We start from the raw sequence: 21,702 nt of genomic DNA on the forward strand, positions 1-21,702 counted from the left end.
CTCATGCTACATGTTCTGTTTTTTTAATTTCATCAACGCTTACGTAGTAACCATCGTCATAATCAAATGAACGGTAGATCATACAAGCTAGCATACCGATACCGCCAATAATTGCTAACCAGAACCAGCTAAATACTAACGCAAAACCAGCAAGACCGATAAAGCTAGACATAATAATAGGAACACCTGAATTGCTTGGCATGTGAATTGGTTTTAATTCATCTGCTTTTGGTGTAATTGTTTCTCCACGTTTCTTCATGAACCAGAAAGCATCAGCTTCTTTAATTTCAGGAAGTTTAGCGAAGTTGTAATGTTGTACAGGAGATTGAGTTGCCCACTCAAGTGTACGGCCATCCCATGGATCTCCAGTAGTGTCACGTTCACCGTGACGAGCACTCCAAATTACGTTGTAACATAGTAATATGAAACCAATACCCATCATTACTGCACCTACAGATGCGATTTGGTTTAACCAACCCCATCCAAGGCTTTCTGAGTAAGTGTACATACGACGAGTCATACCATCTAAACCTAAGAAGTACATTGGGAAGAAACAGATGTTAAATCCGCTCATAAAGATCCAGAATGTCCATTTACCTAGGCGTTCGTTTAACATATGACCAGTCATTTTTGGATACCAGAACGTAAATCCAGCAAGCATTGCGAATACTGTACCTGCGATTAATACGTAGTGGAAGTGGGCGATTAGGAAGTAGCTGTTATGGTATTGATAGTCAGCTGCTGCCATTCCAAGCATAACCCCTGTAACCCCACCGATTACGAAGTTTGGAATAAATGCTAATGACCAAAGCATTGGCACTGTAAAACGAATACGTCCTTTATACAGTGTAAACAACCAGTTAAAGATCTTAACCCCGGTTGGAATCGAAATCGCCATTGTCGAAATCGAGAAGAATGAGTTAACAGCTGGACCAGATCCCATTGTAAAGAAGTGGTGAAGCCATACTAAGAAACTCAGTAAAGAAATTGCAATCATTGAGTACACCATCGCGCTGTAACCGAATAGACGTTTACGTGAGAATGTACTAATGATTTCAGAGAAAATACCGAATGCCGGTAAGATAACAATGTATACTTCAGGGTGACCCCATACCCAGAATAGGTTGGCCCAAAGCATTGGCATACCGCCGCTCGCCATCGTAAAGAAGTGAGCATCAAATAGACGGTCAAATGTCATTAATGCAAGAGCAACTGTTAATACTGGGAAAGCGAAAATAATGATAATTGTTGTAATTAAGATTGACCAAGTAAACATTGGCATTTTCATTAATGTCATACCAGGTGTACGCATTTTTAAAATCGTAACCAGGAAGTTAATACCGGTCATTAATGTACCAAGACCTGAAATCTGCAGTGCAATTGCGTAGAAGTTATTTCCTACGCCAGGCGTAAATTCGGTACCAGCCATTGGGAAGTATGATGTCCACCCAGCGTCTGGAGAACCTCCGATAACGAAAGCGATGTTAAATAACATTGCCCCAATAAAGAATAACCAAAAACTTAATGCGTTTAAGAATGGATATGCAACGTCACGAGCACCAATTTGTAATGGTACAACAACGTTCATTAATCCCATAACGAATGGCATCGCCATGAAAAGAATCATAACTGTACCATGCGTTGTAAAGATTCCGTTATAGTGTTCAGCGTTTAAATATGTTGTATCCGGGAATGTTAATTGTGCACGGATCATTAAACCGTCCATACCACCACGGAATAACATTAAAACTGCCGATATAATATACATTATACCGATTTTTTTATGGTCAACAGTTGTTAACCATTCATCCCAAAGCCATTTCCATTTTTTATACTTTGTCAGTACGAAAATGATTGCTAATGTCACAAGAACGATAGATGCGTCAGCTCCGTAAATTATCGGATCACCTGTGACAAAAAATTCATCAAGCTTCACTGTGTTCACTCCAATCTGTTGGAATAGTATCTATTACTTTTTGTTTTTGTAGTAGTTGTAATCACAGTATTCAAGTGATTTTGGATCTACATACTTTAAGTGGTGACTAGAGAATGTCATACGCCCTACTACACCAGGTTTAATGATTTCGTTATATTTTTCTTCTGTCAGTGGTTTAGCAGTTTCTTTTACTTCTTTTACCCACTTGTCATAATCTTCTTTTTTCTTTGCTTCAAGCTCAAATTCCATGTGAGTAAATCCTTCACCGGAGAAGTTCGAGCTACGACCAAGGTAAGATCCTGGCTTATCAGCTTGTAGGAATAAATCCATGATCATGCCGTCCATTGTGTATTTCATACCACCAAGTTCTGGAACCCAGAAGGCGTTCATTGGACCAACAGATGTTAATTTAAACTGGATTGGTGTACCAGCTGGTACGTTTAAATAGTTAACGGTTTCAATATTTTCCTCTGGATAACTGAATAACCATTTCCAGTTGGCAGATGTAACATAAATTTCAACTGGTTTAATATGTTTAGACTCTTTTGGCACTTCTTCTGATGCATAAGTTGCTTTTACCGTTGGAATTGATAATGCGATAACGATAATAACTGGGAAGAGTGTCCAAATAATTTCTAATAATGTGTTACCGTGTTGATCAGGTGGCTCATAGTCCATGTTTTCTGGTTTTTCACGATAACGAATCAAAATGACTGTAAACAAGATGAATACAATTGCAATAATCAACAACATAAGTACGAATGACCAAACGATCAGATCATACTGTGCTTTTGCAACAGGCCCCTGTGGATTTAATACTGCAAGTTTTTTCTCACAGCCACCGAGGAACAAGAGTAGTGATAAAGGAAGAAGTGAAGCCAACTTCCAAAACGATTTCTTTAGTTGCACGATTGAAAATCTCCTTTCTCCTTGGATTGAAACTATGCCAATAAAACAATATAAACCTATTAATTTATAGAAGGCAATAGTTTTTGTCATATTGTTAAAAAATAGACACAAATGCACGCTTTTTACGGTGAATATCATTTGCAACCTGATAACATTGTAAACTATTTTTTTGATGAAAACATGATTGTAAAAATTTTAAGATAAATAAAGTTATACCAACATATCCAATAAATAGAAAAAAACTATCTTATCATAAAATAAGATAGTTGAATATTTTATATATTTAGTTTATTTCTTGTGTAATCTTTTGTTGTTGTTCAAATGTGACGATTTTTTTATATTTAATTTGATATAAGATATAGCAAATAATCATAAATGGAATCCCGCAATAAAGGGCGATTCTTTGATCTGGAATGAAAGCCAAACTAACGAATGTAATAAAATTTAAAGAGAAAGCTAAAATTGGAACAATTGGATAAAGAGGTGTACGGTATTTTAAATCGTTTATATTTCCGCCATTCTTTATAAATTCTCTTCGGAAGAAAAATTGAGAAGCTGCAATTGACATCCAGACAACAACTGCTGCCATTGCGGCAATCGATGTTAGAACTAAAAAGACAGTGTCTGCAGCAAATACACTTGTTAAAAGTGAGAGACTTGCAAAGATAAGGCTGAAAATTAAAGCGTTCAGTGGTACTCCCTTCTTTGTTAATTTCGCAAATGCAGGACTTGCCATACCTTGTTTTGACATAGCCCAAAGCATACGAGAATTAGCATATAGCCCTGAATTCGCTACTGATAGTACAGCGGTAATGATAACAAAGTTCATAATGTCAGCTGCATATGGAATCCCAACTGTATCAAAGACAAGTACAAATGGGCTTTCTACAAGATTAGCCTCCTGCCATGGGAGTAGGCCTACAACAACTGCAATTGCTAATACGAAAAAGAATAAAGTACGCCAAATTGTATTTTTAATTGCTTTTGGAATTGTTTTTTCAGGGTTTTCGCTTTCACCTGAAGCAATTCCAATTAGTTCCGTTCCCTGGAAGGAATAATTTACAGTAATCATTGTAAGAAGAACAGCTAAGGCACCATTTGGAAATAACCCACCATTTTCAGTGAAGTTATGAAGCATTGGTGCGGGTTTCCCATTGAAATCTAAGAGCCCAAACATAACAGCGCCTCCAAGTATAATGAAGACAACGATTGTTGTGACTTTTACACTGGAAAACCAAAATTCTGCCTCTGCAAATGCTTTCGTTGATAAAGCGTTTACAATGAAAAGGATTGCTGCAAATGTAACACACCAAATCCATGAAGAAACATCTGGAAACCAGCGCTTCATTAAAATACTAACAGTTGTCAGTTCTACGCCAACTGTAACAGCCCAGTTCAGCCAATACATCCAGCCAACGACAAATCCAAAACCAGGTGAAATAAATTTGCTTGCATAACTTTGAAATGAGCCTGCTTCTGGCATGGCAACAGATAGTTCACCGAGACAGAGCATGGTTAAATACATCACGAAACCACCAACTAAAAATGCAAGGATCGCTCCGCCAGGTCCAGCGTTATGAACAATTTGTCCTGATCCCATAAAGAGTCCTGTGCCAATGACACCTCCAAGTGCAATCATAAAAAGGTGTCGACTTTTCATTGTACGTTGTAAGCTAGTTTGTTCTGTAGTTGTTTGATTCATATTCTCTTCACCCCGTATTTCTTTCCTTATTTGTTTTACTCAATGAGTATCGAGCGTGCTTCGTTTCACTAATCATCAGTGGGGGATGAAAAACATACTAATAGTAGTTTTCTTTATATCACTATAGAAATCGATTATGTATACTTTCTGGGTGTAAGAGTGGTGATACAAATAACTATGATTAGCTTCATGTAATCTTACGTCTTGTGAATGAAAGAGGATTCTTTCTTCTAAGTATTTTTAATTATAGCGAAATATTCTGAAAATGTATATTTATTTTTCTTTTTATTACAAAAAATAAGAATTTTAAAACATATTAATCGAATACTAATTCATATAATCTTTCTAGCAAACTGGGTAGAAGAAAGGTACAATAAAAAGAGTAGCGTTTGCTGAAAATAATGATGTAATGGAGTTTTGAATATGTTAAAGAAATTTAAATATATGTGTATTGTAGCGATTGTACTTGTTGTTGCTATTTTTGTAGGGAAAAATAAAATTCTTCAAAAAGTACACGAGTTACGCGTGAGTTTTTTGTTTGATATGAAAGAAACAGCTATGATTGAAAATGTTCCATTTATAAAACAACTTCCAGAACTGCAGCGAGGTTGTGAGGTTACGAGTCTAGCAATGTTATTGCAGTATAAAGGTGTACAAGTAGATAAGATGCAACTTGCAAGTGAAGTCAATAAAGTTCCATTTAAAGAAAATAATCTTCGCGGAAATCCTCATGAAGGATTTGTAGGGAATATTTATACGAAATCTGAACCAGGTTACGGTGTTTATCATCAGCCAATTTTTAAACTTGCAGAAAAATATGTACCTGAAAAAACGATTAATTTAACTGGAAGAGAGATTGAAGATATATATAAAGTCATTAGTTCGGGTTCACCAGTATGGGTCATTGCAAATACAACGTTTCAACCGCTAGCTGAGGATAGTTTTGAAACATGGAATACAAATAAAGGCGATGTAAAAATTACATATTATGAGCATAGTGTTGTGGTAGTTGGATATGATCAAAATTATGTATATATGAATGATCCATTAGCTAATAATCCGAATAAAAAAGTATCACGTTCTGAATTTGAAAGAGCATGGGAACAAATGGGCAAGCAAGCAATTACTATTTTATAAAAGAAAAAGCTATCTAATATGATAGCTTTTTCTTTTATGTGAATTAAATGTTCTGAATATTATTTCTTTTATGCTGGATTGGGGTTATACTAACAGCTAACTTAGTGAAGAAAGGAAGAGGATAGATGGATGAAGTAAAAGAAAGTGTTCTTTTTAAAGAACAATTAATAGAATGGAGAAGGCATTTTCACAGATATCCAGAGTTATCTTTTCAAGAGGAAAAAACATCGCAGTTCATATACGACTTACTTCAAACAATTCCTCACCTAGAAATTTCAAGGCCGACAAAGTATAGCATTATGGCAAGATTAACTGGTAAGAGGCCAGGGAAAACAATTGCAATTCGTGCAGATATGGATGCACTTCCCATACGAGAAGAAAATCAGTTTGAATTTGTTTCTAAAAATCCAGGAGTGATGCATGCCTGCGGGCACGACGGTCATATTGCAATGCTTCTGGGCACTGTATATACGCTCGTAGAACAAAGGGAAAAAATCCAAGGTGAAATTCGTTTTCTATTTCAACATGCCGAAGAGAATTTTCCAGGTGGGGCTGGGGAGATGGTTGCTGCAGGCGTAATGGAAGATGTTGATTATATTATTGGAGCACACCTTTGGGCTTCTTTAGAAGTTGGGAAAGTTGGGGTTATTTATGGTCCAGCGATGGCAGCGCCTGATGTGTTTAAAATTACAATAGAAGGAAAAGGTGGGCATGCAGGTATTCCTCATGAAACAGTTGATAGCATTGCCATTGGTACGCAGGTCGTTACGCAGCTTCAGCAAATCGTATCGCGTCTTACGAATCCGTTAGATTCTCTCGTTGTATCTGTAACGCAGTTTCATGCGGGTACAACGCATAATGTAATTCCTGAGCAGGCGAAAATCGAAGGTACGGTAAGAAGTTTAAAGCATGAATTAAGAGAACAAACCGCCCAGCGGATTGAAAATATTGTGAAGCATATTACAGAAGCGTACGGTGCTACATATCATTATTCTTATGAATATGGTTATCGTCCGGTTGTGAATGATGAATGGGTTACACAACTTGTGGAAAATACAGCACTAGAGCTTTATGGAAGAGAACGAGTAAGTAGGTTGCAACCTACGATGGCAGGGGAAGATTTTTCAGCCTTTTTACAAAAGGCGCCGGGTACGTTTTTCTTTATTGGCGCTGGAAATAAAGAAAAAGGCATTGTGTATCCACATCATCATCCGCGTTTTACAATTGATGAAGATGCCTTACCAATTGGGGTAGAAGTTTTTGTGAAGTCTGTTTTGAACTGTATGAGAAAAGGAGAATGAGATGAAAAAATACACGTACTAGCACGTATTCCTATTTTTTTGCTTAGTTATTGGACCAGTATTTACAAAGTTTGTCTTTATTTTTCGGTATTGTGGCGTTAATCAGAAACATCATTGTCATGTTTGGAGTTAGTATGATAACTAGAAATGTTGAAGTGCGATACAATTCTACTGCGTTAGAGAAGTAAGAATAGTATGCAATGAAAAAGCTATCTTTCTAAAGGGAGATAGCTTTTTTCATTGCATACATTTTCCCGAGATGGAGAAATATAACGGTAACATCTTGAGAGGGAAGTTAGGTGAGGTAGATGACGAATTTAGAGGGAAGCTTATCTGCAATTACAAACTCTATTCGAGAAACATTGCAGTCTCCTAATGATTTAACAGTGCGGGAGTTTGCGCTTTCTTGCTCATCTACTCGGTGTGCTGTTGTATTTCTATGTGGGCTTACTGATAAAGACTTGATTTATCGATTTATTATTCGTCCATTACAACAAGAAGAGATTCCGAACAAAGTCCCAATCATGCAAACTTTATTAGATAGATTTATTTCTATAGGTGAAGTAAATATAGTTGAGACATTTTCAGATGTTATTAATTCTGTTCTAGTAGGAGATACGGTTGTTTTAATTGATGGAATTCCTCATGCATTAGTGATTAATAGCCGAGCGTGGGAAAGACGAAGTTTAGAGCCACCGATTACAGAAAATATCATTCGGGGTCCTAAAATAGGTTTCACTGAGGATATTGCAACAAATAAGATGCTAATTCGGCGTGAGTTGCGTGACCCGAAACTTCGATTTCAATCCTACATTATGGGAAAGCGCTCTCGAAAAGAAGTTACATTAATTTATATTGAAGATATAATCAATCCTTATATCGTAAATGAATTGAATCGACGCTTACAGTCGATTGAGACGGATGTGATATTAGATTCTGGGAAAGTTGAGCACCTATTGGAGGAAAATACTCTATCTCCTTTCCCACAATTTTTAAATACGGAAAGACCAGACAGAGCGATAGCTTCTTTGGCAAAAGGAAAGGCGGTTATTTTAGTAGACGGGTCGCCTTTTGCTGTCATCGCGCCTATGGTTATTGTGGATATTTTTCAATCGCCAGAAGATCATTACGAGAGATGGATTATTGGAACCTTATTAAGAGGACTTCGTATGTTAGCTGGACTTATGGCAATCTTACTTCCAGCGGTATATGTTGCGCTTGTTTCCTATCATCAAGGACTTATTCCATCTAATCTTGCATATTCAATTGCTGGGGCAAGGGAAGGAGTACCGTTTCCCGCCTATATTGAAACTATCATTATGACATTAACAATGGAATTAATTAGAGAAGCAGGACTTCGTTTACCTAAGCAAATCGGACAAACTGTCGGGATTGTAGGAGGACTTGTTATTGGTGAAGCGGCGGTAAGCGCGGGGATTGTCAATCCTTTTATGGTTATTGTCATTGCCGTTACGGCGATTGCTACCTTTTCTTTGCCTGTTTATAGTATAACAATTACATTTCGTTTCTTGTTATTTGCGTTTATTTTAGCTGCTACCCTATTTGGGCTATATGGGATTATTTTGGCGTTAATTACATTAGCAATCCATATTATGAATTTAAAAAGTGTTGGAATTCCGTATTTTACGCCGTTAGCTCCTGCTTTTTATAAGGATTGGAAAGAAGAAGTTGCATTGTTACCAAGGGCAATGTTAAAAACGAGACCAGATTATTTACAGACGAAAGATAAAACATTACGTTCAAAGGAGAGAAAATAAATTGAAACCGTTTGAATACGGCGATGAAGAAATTGGATCTCGGGAGCTAACATTTACAGTATCTTCGATCATCATAGGTACGGGAGCACTTTCGATGCCCCGTGTGATTGCAGAGCAGACTCTTTTCACAGATGGATGGATCATATTATTTCTCGGTGGTTTGATTTGTGCGGTTTTTGCTTGGATAATTACAAAAATAGCAAATTTATTTCCAAACCAAACGTTTTTTCAATATACAAGTGCCTACTTATCGAAGCCAATAGCTTATGGTGTCACCGGTATTTTAGTGCTAACATTTGCTGGAATTACGGCGTATCAAGCGCGAGCCATTTCAATTATTGCACAAACATATTTATTTGGTAAAACGCCTATTGAACTTTTATCGTTTTTCTACTTACTTGTTGTTATTTATGGAGTAAGTGGTTCTAGAGCGGCATTATTCCGTCTTAACATGTTATTTTTGCCAATTGTGGTGAGTGCCATTTTAGCTTTGTCGTTATTAAATATAAATTTAATGGATACTCGTAATTTGTTGCCACTTTTTCAAACAAAATGGAGCCAATATGCTATTGGGATGAAGGAATCTATATTTACATTCATTGGATTTGAAGCGGTTTTATTTTATTCTTCAATTGTGAAACAAAAAGATAAAGCGCCCTTGGCTGCCGCAAAGGGAGTGATGATTACCAATTTATTATATATTCTCATCTATCTTACTTGTATTATTGTCTTTTCTAATTCTACGACGAAGAGTTTAACGTACCCTGTTATTGAATTAGGAAAGGAGATTGAGATTGGTGGAGGGTTTTTAGAACGTTTTGATGCGATTTTCTTTACGACTTGGATTCTTACAATTTTTAACACGACTGCTATGTATTATGATATATCGATAACGGCTTTTTGTTCGATGTTTCCTTCTATTAAAAAGAAAATATTTATTTTTGTAAGTGCACCGATTATTTATCTGTTGAATATGCTTCCGGAAAATGTTACGAAAGTAACTCGGTATGGTACCTACTTAGCTTGGGTTGATATGGCATGCATTATCATTGTTCCTCTGCTCGTTTTCATTATCTATAAAATAAAGGGGGGCAAAAATAGTGAATCATCTCCATAAGTGTATTTGCTGTATTGCCTTGTTTATATGTATGAGTGGTTGTTCAGAGCGAAAAGAGATTGAAGAGAGAGGTTTTGTTGTAGGAGTAGCTTTTGATGTTGTAAAAAAAGAAAGTGAATCGAAGAAACCGCCTCGTATGAAAGGGACATATCAACTTGTCTTGCCAAGTTCGTTAGCTCAACAGGGTGGGGGGAAAAATCAAGGCGGAGCTAATTATATTAATATTAGTGCAACTGCTGATAGTGTATTTGCACAAATCCGAGTGATATCTAAAAAAATTAGTCGCTCTTTATTTTTTCCACATATTCAGGTTCTCGTTTTTTCAAAAGACTTATTAAAGCATCCAATGGTTTTAGAACAAACGTTAGATGTCTTTTTTCGTGATCATGAAATGAGGAGAAATATTAGGATCTTTGTTTCTAAAGAACGAGCGGATCGTATTTTACAACAAAGTGCTAAACCGGAAAACTTACCAGCGAAATATATTGATTTGCTAGCAGATCATGCAGACGCGAATGCGTATATGTTAGAAGCAGTTCGCATTGGTGATGTACAAGAAACGATGGTTGCTAAGAGAAGTTTTGTGCTTCCGATTTTACAATTAACAAAACAAGGTGTGAAAATGGAAGGGGCTGCTATGTTTCAAGGAAAGGATAATAAATTAATCGGCCTTTTAAATGGAAAAAATACGCAAGGATTAAATTATATAATTGGAAAGAAAGCAAGTGGTTTTATAACCATTCGAAAAGAGAAAAAAATATTCACGTATGAAATTCACAAAATAAGACGAAAAATACATGCTTCTTTCGCAGAACCACGTCGTCCCAAGTTTACAGTTGATATTTATCCGGAAGGTGTACTAGCAGAGGTACAGTTAGGAGGAGATGGAAAGGCGTGGAGTGACAAGCAAATGAAGACATCCATCTCCAAAGAGATGGAGAGTATAGTGATGGGAACAATAAAAACAGTGCAGAAGTCTTTTGAAACAGATGTTCTTGGATTAGGAGATTATTATAAGCGGCATAATTATAAAGAGTGGAAGAAGATAGAAAAAAATTGGGATGAGGGAGAGAACTATTTTACTAAGAGTAACATAGTTGTTCGTGTTCACCCGGTGGTAGAACATTCAGGTTCTTTGATGCCAAAAGGTGGTCAGTAATGTGAAATGAAGAAGATTTTGCTGATATCTAGTATCTTTAAATGGAAAGAGGAGCGATGATAATGATATGAAGATGCCCTCAACTTTGACAATTATAAATACGATTTTAATGGGGATTATTCCATATACGATTCACTTTTTGAATAAAAAAATTAAAAAATACGGTGCACAGCCGTGGGAAAGTCCAAGTGAAGATGAAAAAGGAGACCTGTAGTCTAGGTTTCCTTTTATGTATTGTTACTATCAATTTTAGCGGAATCTAAGAATCTAATTGGTGAAAAGCAACTATCAGTGGAGGAAGAATCCTCCTACTGATGGAAGTTTCACTTTATACAAGCCCTAACCAATGTACCAATTGCGTTGTGAGAAATGTAACTGCAATGGCGATAACAGTAGGGATTGCAAATGATAAAAATGTCCATTTTGGACTTTTTGTTTCTTTATAAATGTTAACTAATGTTGTTCCGCATGGGAAATGAAGAAGAGAGAACAGCATTGTATTTAACGCAGTGAGCCAAGTCCAGCCGTGTTCTAAGAACAAGTTTTTAATTTGGTTTAAATCATCTAGTTCGGTTAAAGCACCAGTTGATAAATAAGACATTAATAAAATTGGAATGACAATTTCGTTAGCTGGTAATCCAAGGATAAATGCAGCTAGAATGAATCCGTCAAGGCCGAGTAATTTAGCGAATGGATCTAAGAAATTTACAAAATACATAAGTAGGCTTGTGTCGCCTACATAAATATTTGCTAATATCCAAGTTAATACAGCCGCAGGTGCAGCTACAATCACTGCACGTTTTAACACATATAATGATTTATCAAGTGTGGAACGTACAATTGTATTCCAAATTTTCGGCTTACGGTATGGTGGTAATTCTAACGTATAGTGGGTTGGGACACCTTTTAAAGCAGTTTTTGATAATACCCAAGATACTGTTAATGTTACAATAACCCCAATTACAACCATTCCGACTACAACACCAGCTGTAACAAGTGTTTGCATGCTGCCGGTATATCCAGCAGCCATAAATAATGATGCCATTAATATTAATGTAGGCCAACGTCCGTTACATGGAACAAAATTGTTTGTTAAGATTGCTAACATACGCTCACGTGGTGACTCGATAATACGTGTTGACATAATGGCAGCAGCGTTACAACCAAATCCCATTGCCATTGTTAAGGATTGTTTTCCGTGAGCGCCAGAACGTTTAAATAAACGATCCATGTTAAAAGCGACACGTGGTAAGTATCCATAGTTTTCTAATAAGGCAAACATAGGGAAGAAAATAGCCATAGGTGGTAACATAACGCTAATTACAGCTCCAGTACCACGGAATAAGCCAAGAATTAAAATACCTTGTAGCCATTCTGGAGCATTCATTGCTTGAAACCAAGTGGTTAAATGACCTTCTGCCCATCCAAAAAATTCAGCAATCATATCAGACGGCACATTAGCTCCTGCAATTGTAAGATAAAAAATAATAGATAAAATTCCGAGCATGATTGGGAAGCCAAATATAGGAGAAGTGAAAATTTTATCTAGCTTCTCTGAACGGTATAACTTATCGGTGTTCGTGTATTGAACAGCTTCTTTACATATACTTGCGGAAGTTCGATAAATATCACCAACAATATCATCTCGTATATCCTCTTTTGTAAGGGTTTGTGCATGCTGAACAATATAATCTAATGGAAGAGCTTTACTGGCTGAGTGAGATTCCATTTATTACGACCTCCCTTACAAGCGGCTCCTTATGATGTTTTTGGAGTGTTGCTAGAAAATTTTTATCTCCATCTAATATACGGAGTGCCACCCAGCGTGCGGGATAAGTATCTCCGAATACTTTGTAGATTTCTGGTTCTAATTTCTGAATCATATTTTCAATTTGTTCATTATAAGTAATTTGAATTGGCGTAGGGATTAATTTTTTATTTGCTACTTTCGCTATTACATTTAGTAAATGACCAATTCCAATTCTGTTTCGAGCGGAAATTTTAACTACAGGAACTCCGAGTGACTTTGCTAATTTTTTTTCATCGATAATAATTCCCTTTTTTTCAGCCTCATCTATTAAGTTAATGCAAACTACAACGTCTTTTGTCATTTCCATAACTTGCAGTGCTAAGTTTAAATTTCTTTCCATTGCAGTTGCATCCACAACAACGACAGTTACGTCAGGTTTTTCAAAAATGATATAATCGCGTGCTACTTCCTCATCTACAGAATTTGAATAAAGAGAGTATGTTCCTGGTAAATCAATGAGGGTATACAACCCCTCGTTATGTTCATATTCACCTTCTGCCTTTAATACAGTTTTTCCAGTCCAGTTTCCAGTATGTTGCTTTAATCCTGTTAATGTATTAAACAATGTACTTTTTCCGGTATTTGGGTTTCCTGCTAGCACAATGCGATGGTTTTTCATTCTAAATCATCTCCTATTGATTTCACGAAAATAAGGGAACTTTCTTCGTTACGCAGTGCAATGGTTGTATTGCTTACTTGATATGCAATTGGATCTCCAAGTGGGCTTTTTTGCAATACTTTAATAGTAGCTCCAGGAATAAAGCCTAAATCTAATAAACGACGTTTCATAGTTCCTTCTAATTGTATCTTCTCGATTTGTACAAACTGCCCTGTTTGGAAATTTGAAAGGGGTTTGATATTAGCCGATACCATAAAAGTTACCTCTTCTCTATATTTTTAGTGTTAGTTTAAAAAGTTTACCGAGGGAAACTTTTTGTTAGTAATATAGTAGACTACATGAAATGATGTTGTCAATTGGTACTTTAAAAATATTCAATTATTTTTAGAATTGTTCCAATTTATTTTGTTGTACAGAAAAATATTCCTGAAATTACGTGGAGTAACATCAATAAAGTTAAAAAAACGAATGGATTTGTAAATGTATTTTTAACACCGGTAGTGAAAAAAAGAATTTTATTTACGATAAATTTACATTGTTAAAAGTAAATTTACAATCAGAGCTAATTTGTGTGGATTCTTTTGGTTTTTTAAATAAAAAGAGGTGAAATATATAGGTTTTGAGTTGGATTGTCTCTCTTTACTTAAAATTAAAAATTGCTTAACACTAACATAATATTATTGTCCTACAATGAATTTGTGTTCGAAAGAAGTAAGTGAATGTGAAAAAGCGATAATCCAAATGGGGGTACAAGACATGGTTATGAAAAAAGGTATTAAATTTTCTTTAGCGGCATTAGTAGTTGCGGGTGCTTTAGTTGGGTGTGGGAAATCAGAGAGCACAGATAGTAATGGAACTGCTAAAGGTAATAATGATTCAAAACAAGAATTGTCGGGTACAATTGCGGCAGCTGGTTCTACGGCTCTTCAACCGCTTGCTGAAGAAGCTGGTAAAAAATTCATGGAAAAGAATCCAAGCGTTTCTATTCAAGTTCAAGGTGGCGGTAGTGGAACAGGGATTAACCAAGTAGCTTCCGGTGCGGTTCAAATCGGTAACTCTGATGTTCCGGCTGCAGATAAAATAAAAGATGCGGAAAAAGCGAAAGAATTAGTAGATAACAAAGTGGCAGGTATTGCATTTGCACTTGTTGTAAATAAAGATGTGAAGGTCGACAACTTAACTGTGAAACAAGTACAAGATATTTTCAGCGGGAAAGTTACAAACTGGAAAGAGTTAGGCGGTAAAGATGAGAAAATTAACGTGATTAACCGTCCAGCATCTTCTGGTACACGTGCTACATTTGAAAAAACAGTTATGAAAGACGCGAAGATTAACGATGGAACAGGTACAACACAAGATTCTAACGGTGCGGTAGAACAAGCTATTAACTCTACTCCAGGTTCTATTAGTTATCTTGCAATGTCTTATATGGTAGGCGATAAAAAAGGTGCATTACAAACTGTGAAAATTGATGGTGCAGAGCCAAAAGTTGAAAACATTTCTTCTGGTAAATATCCATTTTGGTCTTATGAGTACATGGTAACAAAAGGGGAAGCAAAAGAAGCTACAAAAGCTTATATCGATTATGTAAAAGGTAAAGACTTCGAAAAACAAGTTGAAGATATGGGTTATATTCCAATGTCTAAACTGAATAAGTAAACATTCAACGGGGCTGGCTGCAAGGCCAGCCTTGTTCATTTCAATCTATGAAGTGGGGTTGTGTCCTGTGATGAAGGGGAAAAAACAAATTAATTATGTAAAAAGTGAATATATCGGAAGAACGCTTGTTACATTTTGCGGTATATTTATTGTTCTTGTTACATTGGCAATTATTGCATTTATTTGCGGAAAAGGAATTCAATCCTTTACGCAAAGTGGTATTTCATTTTCTGAGGTGCTAACATCAACAAATTGGAATCCGAATGCTGATAAGGGATCATTTGGTGCTGTTATCTTTATTGTTGGTTCAACGCTTGTTTCGTTAGGGGCAGTCGTTATTAGTGCGCCAATCGCACTTGCACTTGCGATATTTATGAATTTAATTTCACCGAAGTTTGGTAATAAAGTATTAAAGCCTGTTTTGGAATTATTAGTTGGAATTCCTTCAGTAGTATACGGTTTGTTAGGGGTTACGATTTTGGTTCCGCTTTTACGTGATTCATTCGGCGGTGTTGGTTTTAGTTTGATTGCGGGTATTATCGTACTTAGTATTATGATTTTGCCTACTATTGCTAGTATTGCTTCTGATGCAATACGTTCAGTTCCGTTTGATTACTTAGAGGCCTCTTATGGTTTAGGCTCGACGAAATGGCAAGCGATTAGCCGTGTGATTGTTCCAGCTGCAAAAAAAGGTATTTTAACAGGGGTTGTTCTAGGATTAGCTCGTGCTTTCGGTGAAGCGTTAGCGGTTCAAATGGTAATTGGGAATACAGTTAAATTACCTGAAGGGATATATAGCCCAACGGCAACATTGACAGGTATTTTGACAATGGATATGACGAATACGTTAAATGGAACTGCCTGGAATAATGCTTTATGGACATTGGCAATGATATTACTTGTTATTTCATTCCTATTTATTTTAGTAATTCGAGCAATTGGTCAAAGAGGTGAGCGATAACGATGAATGCAAGAAAAGTAAATAATATTTGGACGGGTATTTTATATGCGGTTGCAGCGTTTGTAGTAGCGTTGCTTGTTTTCTTAGTATACGAAATTTTACAAAAGGGCTGGGGATTTTGGGATCCAAGTTTCTTGTTCGGAGAACCAAGCAATACAAGAGCAGGTGGTGGAATTGGTCCGCAATTATTCAATTCTTTCTATATGCTTGTTATTACCCTAATTATTTCAATTCCGCTTGGATTAGGAGCGGGGATTTATCTTGCGGAATATGCGAAACAAGGGCGTTTTTTAGGATTTGTTCGTTTATGTATTGAAACGATGGCATCACTACCATCCATTGTTGTTGGGTTATTTGGTTTATTAGTATTTGTTACAATGACTGGTTGGGGTTATACGGTAATGGGAGGAGCACTTGCTTTAACGATTTTAAATTTACCAGGCCTAACGCGTGTTTGTGAAAATGCGATTACGGAAGTTCCGTCTAATGTAAAAGAAGCGAGTCTTGGGCTTGGTGCAACAAAGTGGCAAACGATTGTACGGATTATTATTCCGACATCATTACCACAAATTATTACAGGGATTATTTTAGCTGCAGGACGTATATTTGGTGAAGCCGCAGCATTAATTTATACAGCGGGATTAACATCGCCAATTCTAAATTCAGCAGCTGATTTTTCAAGTCCTGCACATCCGTTGAATCCATTTCGCCCAGCTGAAACATTAGCAGTTCATATTTGGAAATTAAACTCTGAAGGGATTATTCCAGATGCGAAGTTAATTGCGACAAAATCAGCAGCAGTCTTAATTATTATGGTATTACTGTTTAATATTATTGCTCGTTTTACTGCATCTGTACTTCATAAACGTTTTACGGGAGCGAAGAAATCTCGTAAAGTAACAAAAGCAAAAGCAGCTTAAATGCTTGTACCCTATATTAATAAAGGACTCTCTGCTTAAATAGGCAGGGAGTTTTTGTTTCATTCTGTTTTGTGGAGAGGATAGAGGATAATTCCTATGATAAAATGATGTATATGTAAATATGCGAATGGACTGTGGGATAGAAAATAATATAAGGAAGGTGTGCTTTTTTATGTTTTTTCTTCAAATGTCAGGTTCTCCGGGTTCGGGAAAATCGACACTTTCTAAATGTATAGCGAAAAATACAGGGGCAATTGTGATTGATCATGATATTGTAAAAACGGCCTTACTAGAGTCGCTGGAAACTCGTCAGATTGAAATAACGGCCGCTGGTGGAATTTCGTACGAGATCGAATGGGCATTAATAGATTTTCATTTATCCCAGGGGGCATAGTGTAATACTGGATAGCCCGTGTCTCTATACAGAAATGTTAGAAAAGGGAATAAAGTTGTCTAAGGAGTATAATGTGAAGTACAAATATGTTGAGTGCTACCTTAATGATATAGAAGAAATTAATAATAGATTAAAGAAGCGAAAACAAATGATAAGTCAAATTAGGAAAGTGGAATCTGAAGAAGCGTTTGAAAAATGGTTAGATGATAGTAAACGGCCATCTGATTTTACATATATTATTGTAGATTCTGGACAACCGTTAGAAGATTATATAAATAAAGTGATGACCTATATGAATGAGTGATCATGAAATTATATTTATAGTAGAAAGAAAAAACGTTATCTTCAAAACGGAAGATAACGTTTTTTCTTATTAAGCTTTTGGTGTCTCTATAGAAGGTTCTACTTTTCTGCGTGAGCTTCGTTTTTTACCGAATTTATCTAACAGTTCATACATAACAGGGACGACGACTAATGTGAGTACAGTTGAAACTGCTAAACCGCCGATTACAACAACCGCTAAACTTTTTGATACCATACTGCCGGCTTGTGATTGGCTGAATAATAATGGTAACATCGCTACTATTGTTGTAATGGCTGTCATAATAATTGGTCGTAGCCTTGTAGAGCCTGCTTCTAGTAAAGCTTCCCGCGTTGTCATACTTTGTTCTTTATTTTGTTGAACGCGTTCTATTAGTACGATGGCATTTGTAACTACAATCCCGATTAGCATTAATGCACCGATTAGTGCGTTTAAATCGACTGGTGTTCTTGAAATGATTAATCCTAAAATACCGCCAACAGCAGCTAGTGGTAAAGAGAATAAAATCGCAAATGGAGCGCGTGCTTGCCCAAAAGTAATGACCATAATTAAATAAACAATGCCGATTGCGATACCCATGATTTTGAATAAATTTGTAAAGTCCTCTTGCATTGCTTCGGTTGCACCAGCAATTTTAACTTTCGCACCGTTTGGTAGGTCTAATTCTGAAATAGCTTTGTTCACTTCAGTATTCACTTTGCTTAAATCTTCATTTGTTGCTTCGGCAGTTATTTGAATGGTTTCTTTCCCGTCTTTATGGAAAATCTCTGTTTGCAATCGTTTTTCTGAAATGGTTGCAATATCTTTTAAAGGAATTGGTCCTGCTATAGGTGACATAATATTTGTGTTAAGAATATCTTCCTTGTTACTTATCTTTTTTTGTTTATGTTCGAGCATAATGGTCGTTTTCTCTTCATTAATTGTCAGTTGCCCAATTGGTGATTTTTTCATAAGGAATGCAACTTGTTGTCCGGCTGTTTCTGGTGTTAATCCAACTTGTTCAGCTTTCTTTTGATCAATATCGATTTGCCATTCTTTCTTTGACTCTTCTAGATTTGTTTTTATTTTAGAAAGGCTGTCTATACTTTTAAGTTTTGTTTCAACGACATCAGCAGCTTTTTTTAAATTTGTTTCATTGTTTGCTGTCACGTTAAATTGCAAGCTGTTTCCACCGCCAGAACCAGAATAGCTTGCCTTTGTATAATCGAATTCGGCTGGTTTAAAGTCTGCCTGCCCTTTTTTTAGTTCTTTGATATATTGATCGATATCTGTTCCTTTTTTGAAGACTACAGCAATAGATGCAAGGTTATTTTTAGTTGAAAATCCAAACTGTGCATCTTCAGCACTGGAACCCATTCGTAAAATAACATCTTTTACATTGCTGTTAGAAAGTAATTTTTTTTCAAAATCAAAGGCTGTTTGCTTTCTAGATTCAAATTCGTAACTTGCTGGGAATGTCATCTGAATTGAAAGCATCGTGTCATCTTCTGATTTTATATTTGCTTTTGGTAGTAATACATAGGCAGCAATTGATCCCGCAAATAATAGGAAAGAAGAGAATAAAATAATAAACTTATGCGAAAGTGCCCATTTTAACATAGCTGTATACTTTCTTGAAGGTTTCGGTGTACGCTGCCTTGTTTTCTTCAGCAATAAAAATGCCATAAGTGGAACAACGGTTAAGGCCACCACTAGTGAAGAAAGTATAGAGTATACAACGGCTAATACCATAGGTAACATTAGCTTACCGATTGTACCTGACACAAGACCGATAGGTAAGAAGACAGCGACTGTTGTTAAAGTAGAGGAGGTAATTGCGACGGCTACCTCTTTTGTGGCGTCTAAAATGATGTCTTTTGAAAAATGTTCCTTTTGTAAGCGCCGAAAGATATTTTCAATGACAACAATACTATCGTCAACAAGTCGACCAACCGCTACCGCTAAGCCCCCGAGAGTTAAAATGTTTAATGTAACATGAGATTGATCAAGTAAAAATAGTGTTAGTAAAATAGATAACGGAATACTAACGACAGCGATAAGGGTTGTTCGAACGCTGCGTAAAAAGATTAAAATAATAAATGTCGCAGCAATGGCTCCTAAAATGACTTCTTTCCCCATACTCACAACTGCATTTTCAACTTGTTCGTGAGTAGAGGATATTAATTTAATTTTATAAGTATCGTTATATTCTTTGTTTATAGTTTTTATTTTTTTATCGATTTCTTTTCCGATTGCAACTGCATTTTTGCTAGGTTCTTTCATTATAACTAATCCAGTTCCTTCATCGCCATTTACATGTGTAACGGTATCAAAATGTTGTTTTATTTCTACTTGAGCTATATCTTGTAATTTGATTTGAGGTGTAAGTGACATGTTTTTTATTTCATCTACATTTTTGACATTTCCAATGACGCGGAGGCTGTGGTCTTCGTTATTGACAGTAACTTGACCAACTGGAGTGGAAGCTTCTTTTCCTTGTAAAGCGGCTAATACCTGCTGTGGTGTTACGTTTTTATTTTTCATTTCATTTGGATCTAATATGATAGATAACTCGGATGTTGATTTACCGTAATACATGACGTTAGCGACGCCGTCGATATTTTCAAGTTGCGGGATGATCTCTTCTTCAATCTGTTTTTCGTCTGCTTTTGTAAAACCATTCTGTTTTTGAACGGTAATTTGTGCAAGTGGAATCATAGAGGTATTAAGTTGGCTGACGACGGGTTTTGTAATCTCCTTTGGGAAATTTACGTTGTTGGTAATTTTCTCGACCTCGAGCGTGGCATCTTTCATATTAGCTTTAGATGTATACGTGATATCGATACGAGATAAACCTTCATAAGTAGAAGAAGTGATTGTATCGACGTGGTCCAAATTTCGAAACTTTTTCTCGAGCGGTTCAGTTACTTCTTTTGTCAATGTTTCAGCATCTAATCCTTGCGACATTGTAGTGACAGTTATTGCAGGGTTGTCGACACTAGGTAGAAATTCCATTGGTAATTTCGAACCAGAATAAACACCGAGTACAGAAATGAGTAAAACCATGATGATGATAGCGGCTCGGTTTTTTAATGAGAATTTTGTTAACCTCTCCATAAAAGTAATTCCTCCGTTTAAGTTGTTTTTTAGCCTACTTTGTTACTATATAACAAAATCTGGATTTTTTTCATTAATTAAATGTAAAAAAATTCTAAATTTATCCTTAAATAAGAAAATTGTGATGTGATGGTTATCTTGTAATAAGAGTTAGAGGGTGATGGATGGAAAGATAAATGAGAGATAACGAGTTAATCACTATTTGCAGTTCAATCATATTTTTATCCCAAAGTTCAGTAAGAGTAGGGAAGATAGGTCAGCGGGGAGATTAATAGCTTGTAAAATGAAGATTAGTGAAGAAATGTATTCTGTACGGACTAAAGTTTCAATTTATAAACATTCGGTATGCAGAAATATTTATCTGTAAATGAAATAAGGTTGTTTGATAAATAGGATGCTGATCCAGTAAATATGAAATAAGGGGACTTTTGTTAGGTAATAAACTTTTTTATATTTTTTTTTAAAAACACTTGTGATTTAAAAGTTAGGGTGGTATATTAATAAGCGTCGCTGATGCGGGACACGCAGAAAGCGAAAAAAGAAATTAAAAAACTTAGTTGACATCGAAAAACGAAGATGCTAACATAAGGAAGTCGCCAATCGGCGATGGACAAGTTCTTTGAAAACTGAACGAAACAAACAACGTGAAACGTCAATTTTTATTTTAGATGCTAGACAAACTAACTTTATTGGAGAGTTTGATCCTGGCTCAGGATGAACGCTGGCGGCGTGCCTAATACATGCAAGTCGAGCGAATGGATTAAGAGCTTGCTCTTATGAAGTTAGCGGCGGACGGGTGAGTAACACGTGGGTAACCTGCCCATAAGACTGGGATAACTCCGGGAAACCGGGGCTAATACCGGATAACATTTTGCGCTGCAT

Annotated in this window: 16 protein-coding genes, 1 rRNA gene and 1 pseudogene; 11 read left to right on the forward strand and 7 right to left on the reverse strand. The window is 36.2% G+C overall.

Features of this window, described 5'->3' with window-relative positions; all coding sequences use genetic code 11:
• Position 1: 1 nt before the first annotated feature.
• From qoxB to BLV40_RS23010, 3 genes are all read right to left on the reverse strand, one after another.
• Positions 2 to 1,936 (reverse strand): cytochrome aa3 quinol oxidase subunit I, encoded by a 1,935-nt coding sequence (qoxB, locus tag BLV40_RS23000; RefSeq protein WP_026592965.1) that lies wholly within the window; start codon positions 1,934 to 1,936, stop codon positions 2 to 4.
• A gap of 33 nt (positions 1,937 to 1,969) precedes the next feature.
• Positions 1,970 to 2,845 (reverse strand): cytochrome aa3 quinol oxidase subunit II, encoded by an 876-nt coding sequence (gene qoxA, locus BLV40_RS23005; protein WP_026592966.1) that lies wholly within the window; start codon positions 2,843 to 2,845, stop codon positions 1,970 to 1,972.
• A 283-nt stretch (positions 2,846 to 3,128) separates the two neighbouring features.
• Entirely contained in the window at positions 3,129 to 4,547 is a 1,419-nt protein-coding gene (locus tag BLV40_RS23010) for an amino acid permease (RefSeq protein WP_090694265.1), read from the reverse strand.
• A 423-nt stretch (positions 4,548 to 4,970) separates the two neighbouring features.
• On the opposite strand from BLV40_RS23010, the gene BLV40_RS23015 reads away from it, so the two are divergent.
• From BLV40_RS23015 to BLV40_RS28725, 6 genes are all read left to right on the forward strand, one after another.
• Positions 4,971 to 5,684, forward strand: a complete 714-nt coding sequence (locus tag BLV40_RS23015) for a C39 family peptidase (protein ID WP_090694268.1) — start codon at positions 4,971 to 4,973, stop codon at positions 5,682 to 5,684.
• A gap of 125 nt (positions 5,685 to 5,809) precedes the next feature.
• The gene (locus BLV40_RS23020) at positions 5,810 to 6,985 is read left to right on the forward strand and encodes a M20 family metallopeptidase (protein WP_090694272.1); all 1,176 of its coding nucleotides are present in this window, start codon (positions 5,810 to 5,812) and stop codon (positions 6,983 to 6,985) included.
• 308 nt (positions 6,986 to 7,293) lie between these two features.
• A complete protein-coding gene (locus tag BLV40_RS23025; protein WP_090694276.1) occupies positions 7,294 to 8,763 on the forward strand; it encodes a spore germination protein in 1,470 nt (489 codons plus the stop codon).
• A gap of 1 nt (position 8,764) precedes the next feature.
• Entirely contained in the window at positions 8,765 to 9,880 is a 1,116-nt protein-coding gene (locus tag BLV40_RS23030) for a GerAB/ArcD/ProY family transporter (protein WP_090694280.1), read from the forward strand.
• The gene (locus BLV40_RS23035) at positions 9,864 to 11,039 is read left to right on the forward strand and encodes a Ger(x)C family spore germination protein (protein ID WP_090694282.1); all 1,176 of its coding nucleotides are present in this window, start codon (positions 9,864 to 9,866) and stop codon (positions 11,037 to 11,039) included. The genes BLV40_RS23030 and BLV40_RS23035 overlap by 17 nt, the downstream gene beginning before the upstream one ends.
• A 67-nt stretch (positions 11,040 to 11,106) precedes the next feature.
• Positions 11,107 to 11,253, forward strand: coding sequence for a hypothetical protein (locus BLV40_RS28725; protein WP_155924342.1), 147 nt, complete (start codon positions 11,107 to 11,109; stop codon positions 11,251 to 11,253).
• Between the two features lie 114 nt (positions 11,254 to 11,367).
• Here BLV40_RS28725 and BLV40_RS23045 read toward each other — a convergent pair whose 3' ends face one another.
• From BLV40_RS23045 to BLV40_RS23055, 3 genes are read right to left on the reverse strand one after another with little or no spacing between them, the layout of a single operon-like run.
• Positions 11,368 to 12,768 (reverse strand): nucleoside recognition domain-containing protein, encoded by a 1,401-nt coding sequence (locus BLV40_RS23045; protein ID WP_090694286.1) that lies wholly within the window; start codon positions 12,766 to 12,768, stop codon positions 11,368 to 11,370.
• The gene (locus tag BLV40_RS23050; RefSeq protein ID WP_090694289.1) at positions 12,746 to 13,468 is read right to left on the reverse strand and encodes a FeoB small GTPase domain-containing protein; all 723 of its coding nucleotides are present in this window, start codon (positions 13,466 to 13,468) and stop codon (positions 12,746 to 12,748) included. The genes BLV40_RS23045 and BLV40_RS23050 overlap by 23 nt, the downstream gene beginning before the upstream one ends.
• Positions 13,465 to 13,722, reverse strand: coding sequence for a FeoA family protein (locus BLV40_RS23055; RefSeq protein WP_090694293.1), 258 nt, complete (start codon positions 13,720 to 13,722; stop codon positions 13,465 to 13,467). The genes BLV40_RS23050 and BLV40_RS23055 overlap by 4 nt, the downstream gene beginning before the upstream one ends.
• A gap of 502 nt (positions 13,723 to 14,224) precedes the next feature.
• Here BLV40_RS23055 and BLV40_RS23060 point away from each other — a divergent pair.
• The 4 genes and pseudogenes from BLV40_RS23060 to BLV40_RS23075 all read left to right on the forward strand — a co-directional run bounded on the left by BLV40_RS23060 (position 14,225) and on the right by BLV40_RS23075 (position 17,706).
• The gene (locus tag BLV40_RS23060; RefSeq protein WP_090694296.1) at positions 14,225 to 15,127 is read left to right on the forward strand and encodes a phosphate ABC transporter substrate-binding protein PstS family protein; all 903 of its coding nucleotides are present in this window, start codon (positions 14,225 to 14,227) and stop codon (positions 15,125 to 15,127) included.
• 70 nt (positions 15,128 to 15,197) lie between these two features.
• Positions 15,198 to 16,088 (forward strand): phosphate ABC transporter permease subunit PstC, encoded by an 891-nt coding sequence (gene pstC / locus BLV40_RS23065; RefSeq protein ID WP_026592977.1) that lies wholly within the window; start codon positions 15,198 to 15,200, stop codon positions 16,086 to 16,088.
• 2 nt (positions 16,089 to 16,090) lie between these two features.
• Positions 16,091 to 17,008, forward strand: a complete 918-nt coding sequence (gene pstA / locus BLV40_RS23070) for a phosphate ABC transporter permease PstA (protein ID WP_026592978.1) — start codon at positions 16,091 to 16,093, stop codon at positions 17,006 to 17,008.
• A 172-nt stretch (positions 17,009 to 17,180) separates the two neighbouring features.
• Positions 17,181 to 17,706: pseudogene (locus BLV40_RS23075) on the forward strand (AAA family ATPase).
• A gap of 69 nt (positions 17,707 to 17,775) precedes the next feature.
• Here BLV40_RS23075 and BLV40_RS23080 read toward each other — a convergent pair.
• Positions 17,776 to 20,820: an efflux RND transporter permease subunit gene (locus tag BLV40_RS23080; RefSeq protein WP_090694302.1), complete on the reverse strand. Its 3,045-nt coding sequence runs from the start codon at positions 20,818 to 20,820 to the stop codon at positions 17,776 to 17,778.
• 686 nt (positions 20,821 to 21,506) lie between these two features.
• Between BLV40_RS23080 and BLV40_RS23090 the strand changes: the two genes are divergently transcribed.
• A 16S ribosomal RNA gene (locus BLV40_RS23090) occupies positions 21,507 to 21,702 on the forward strand; the annotation flags it as partial.

It is taken from the genome of Bacillus sp. 166amftsu (assembly GCF_900107445.1).
GTDB classification, from domain to species: domain Bacteria; phylum Bacillota; class Bacilli; order Bacillales; family Bacillaceae_G; genus Bacillus_A; species Bacillus_A arachidis.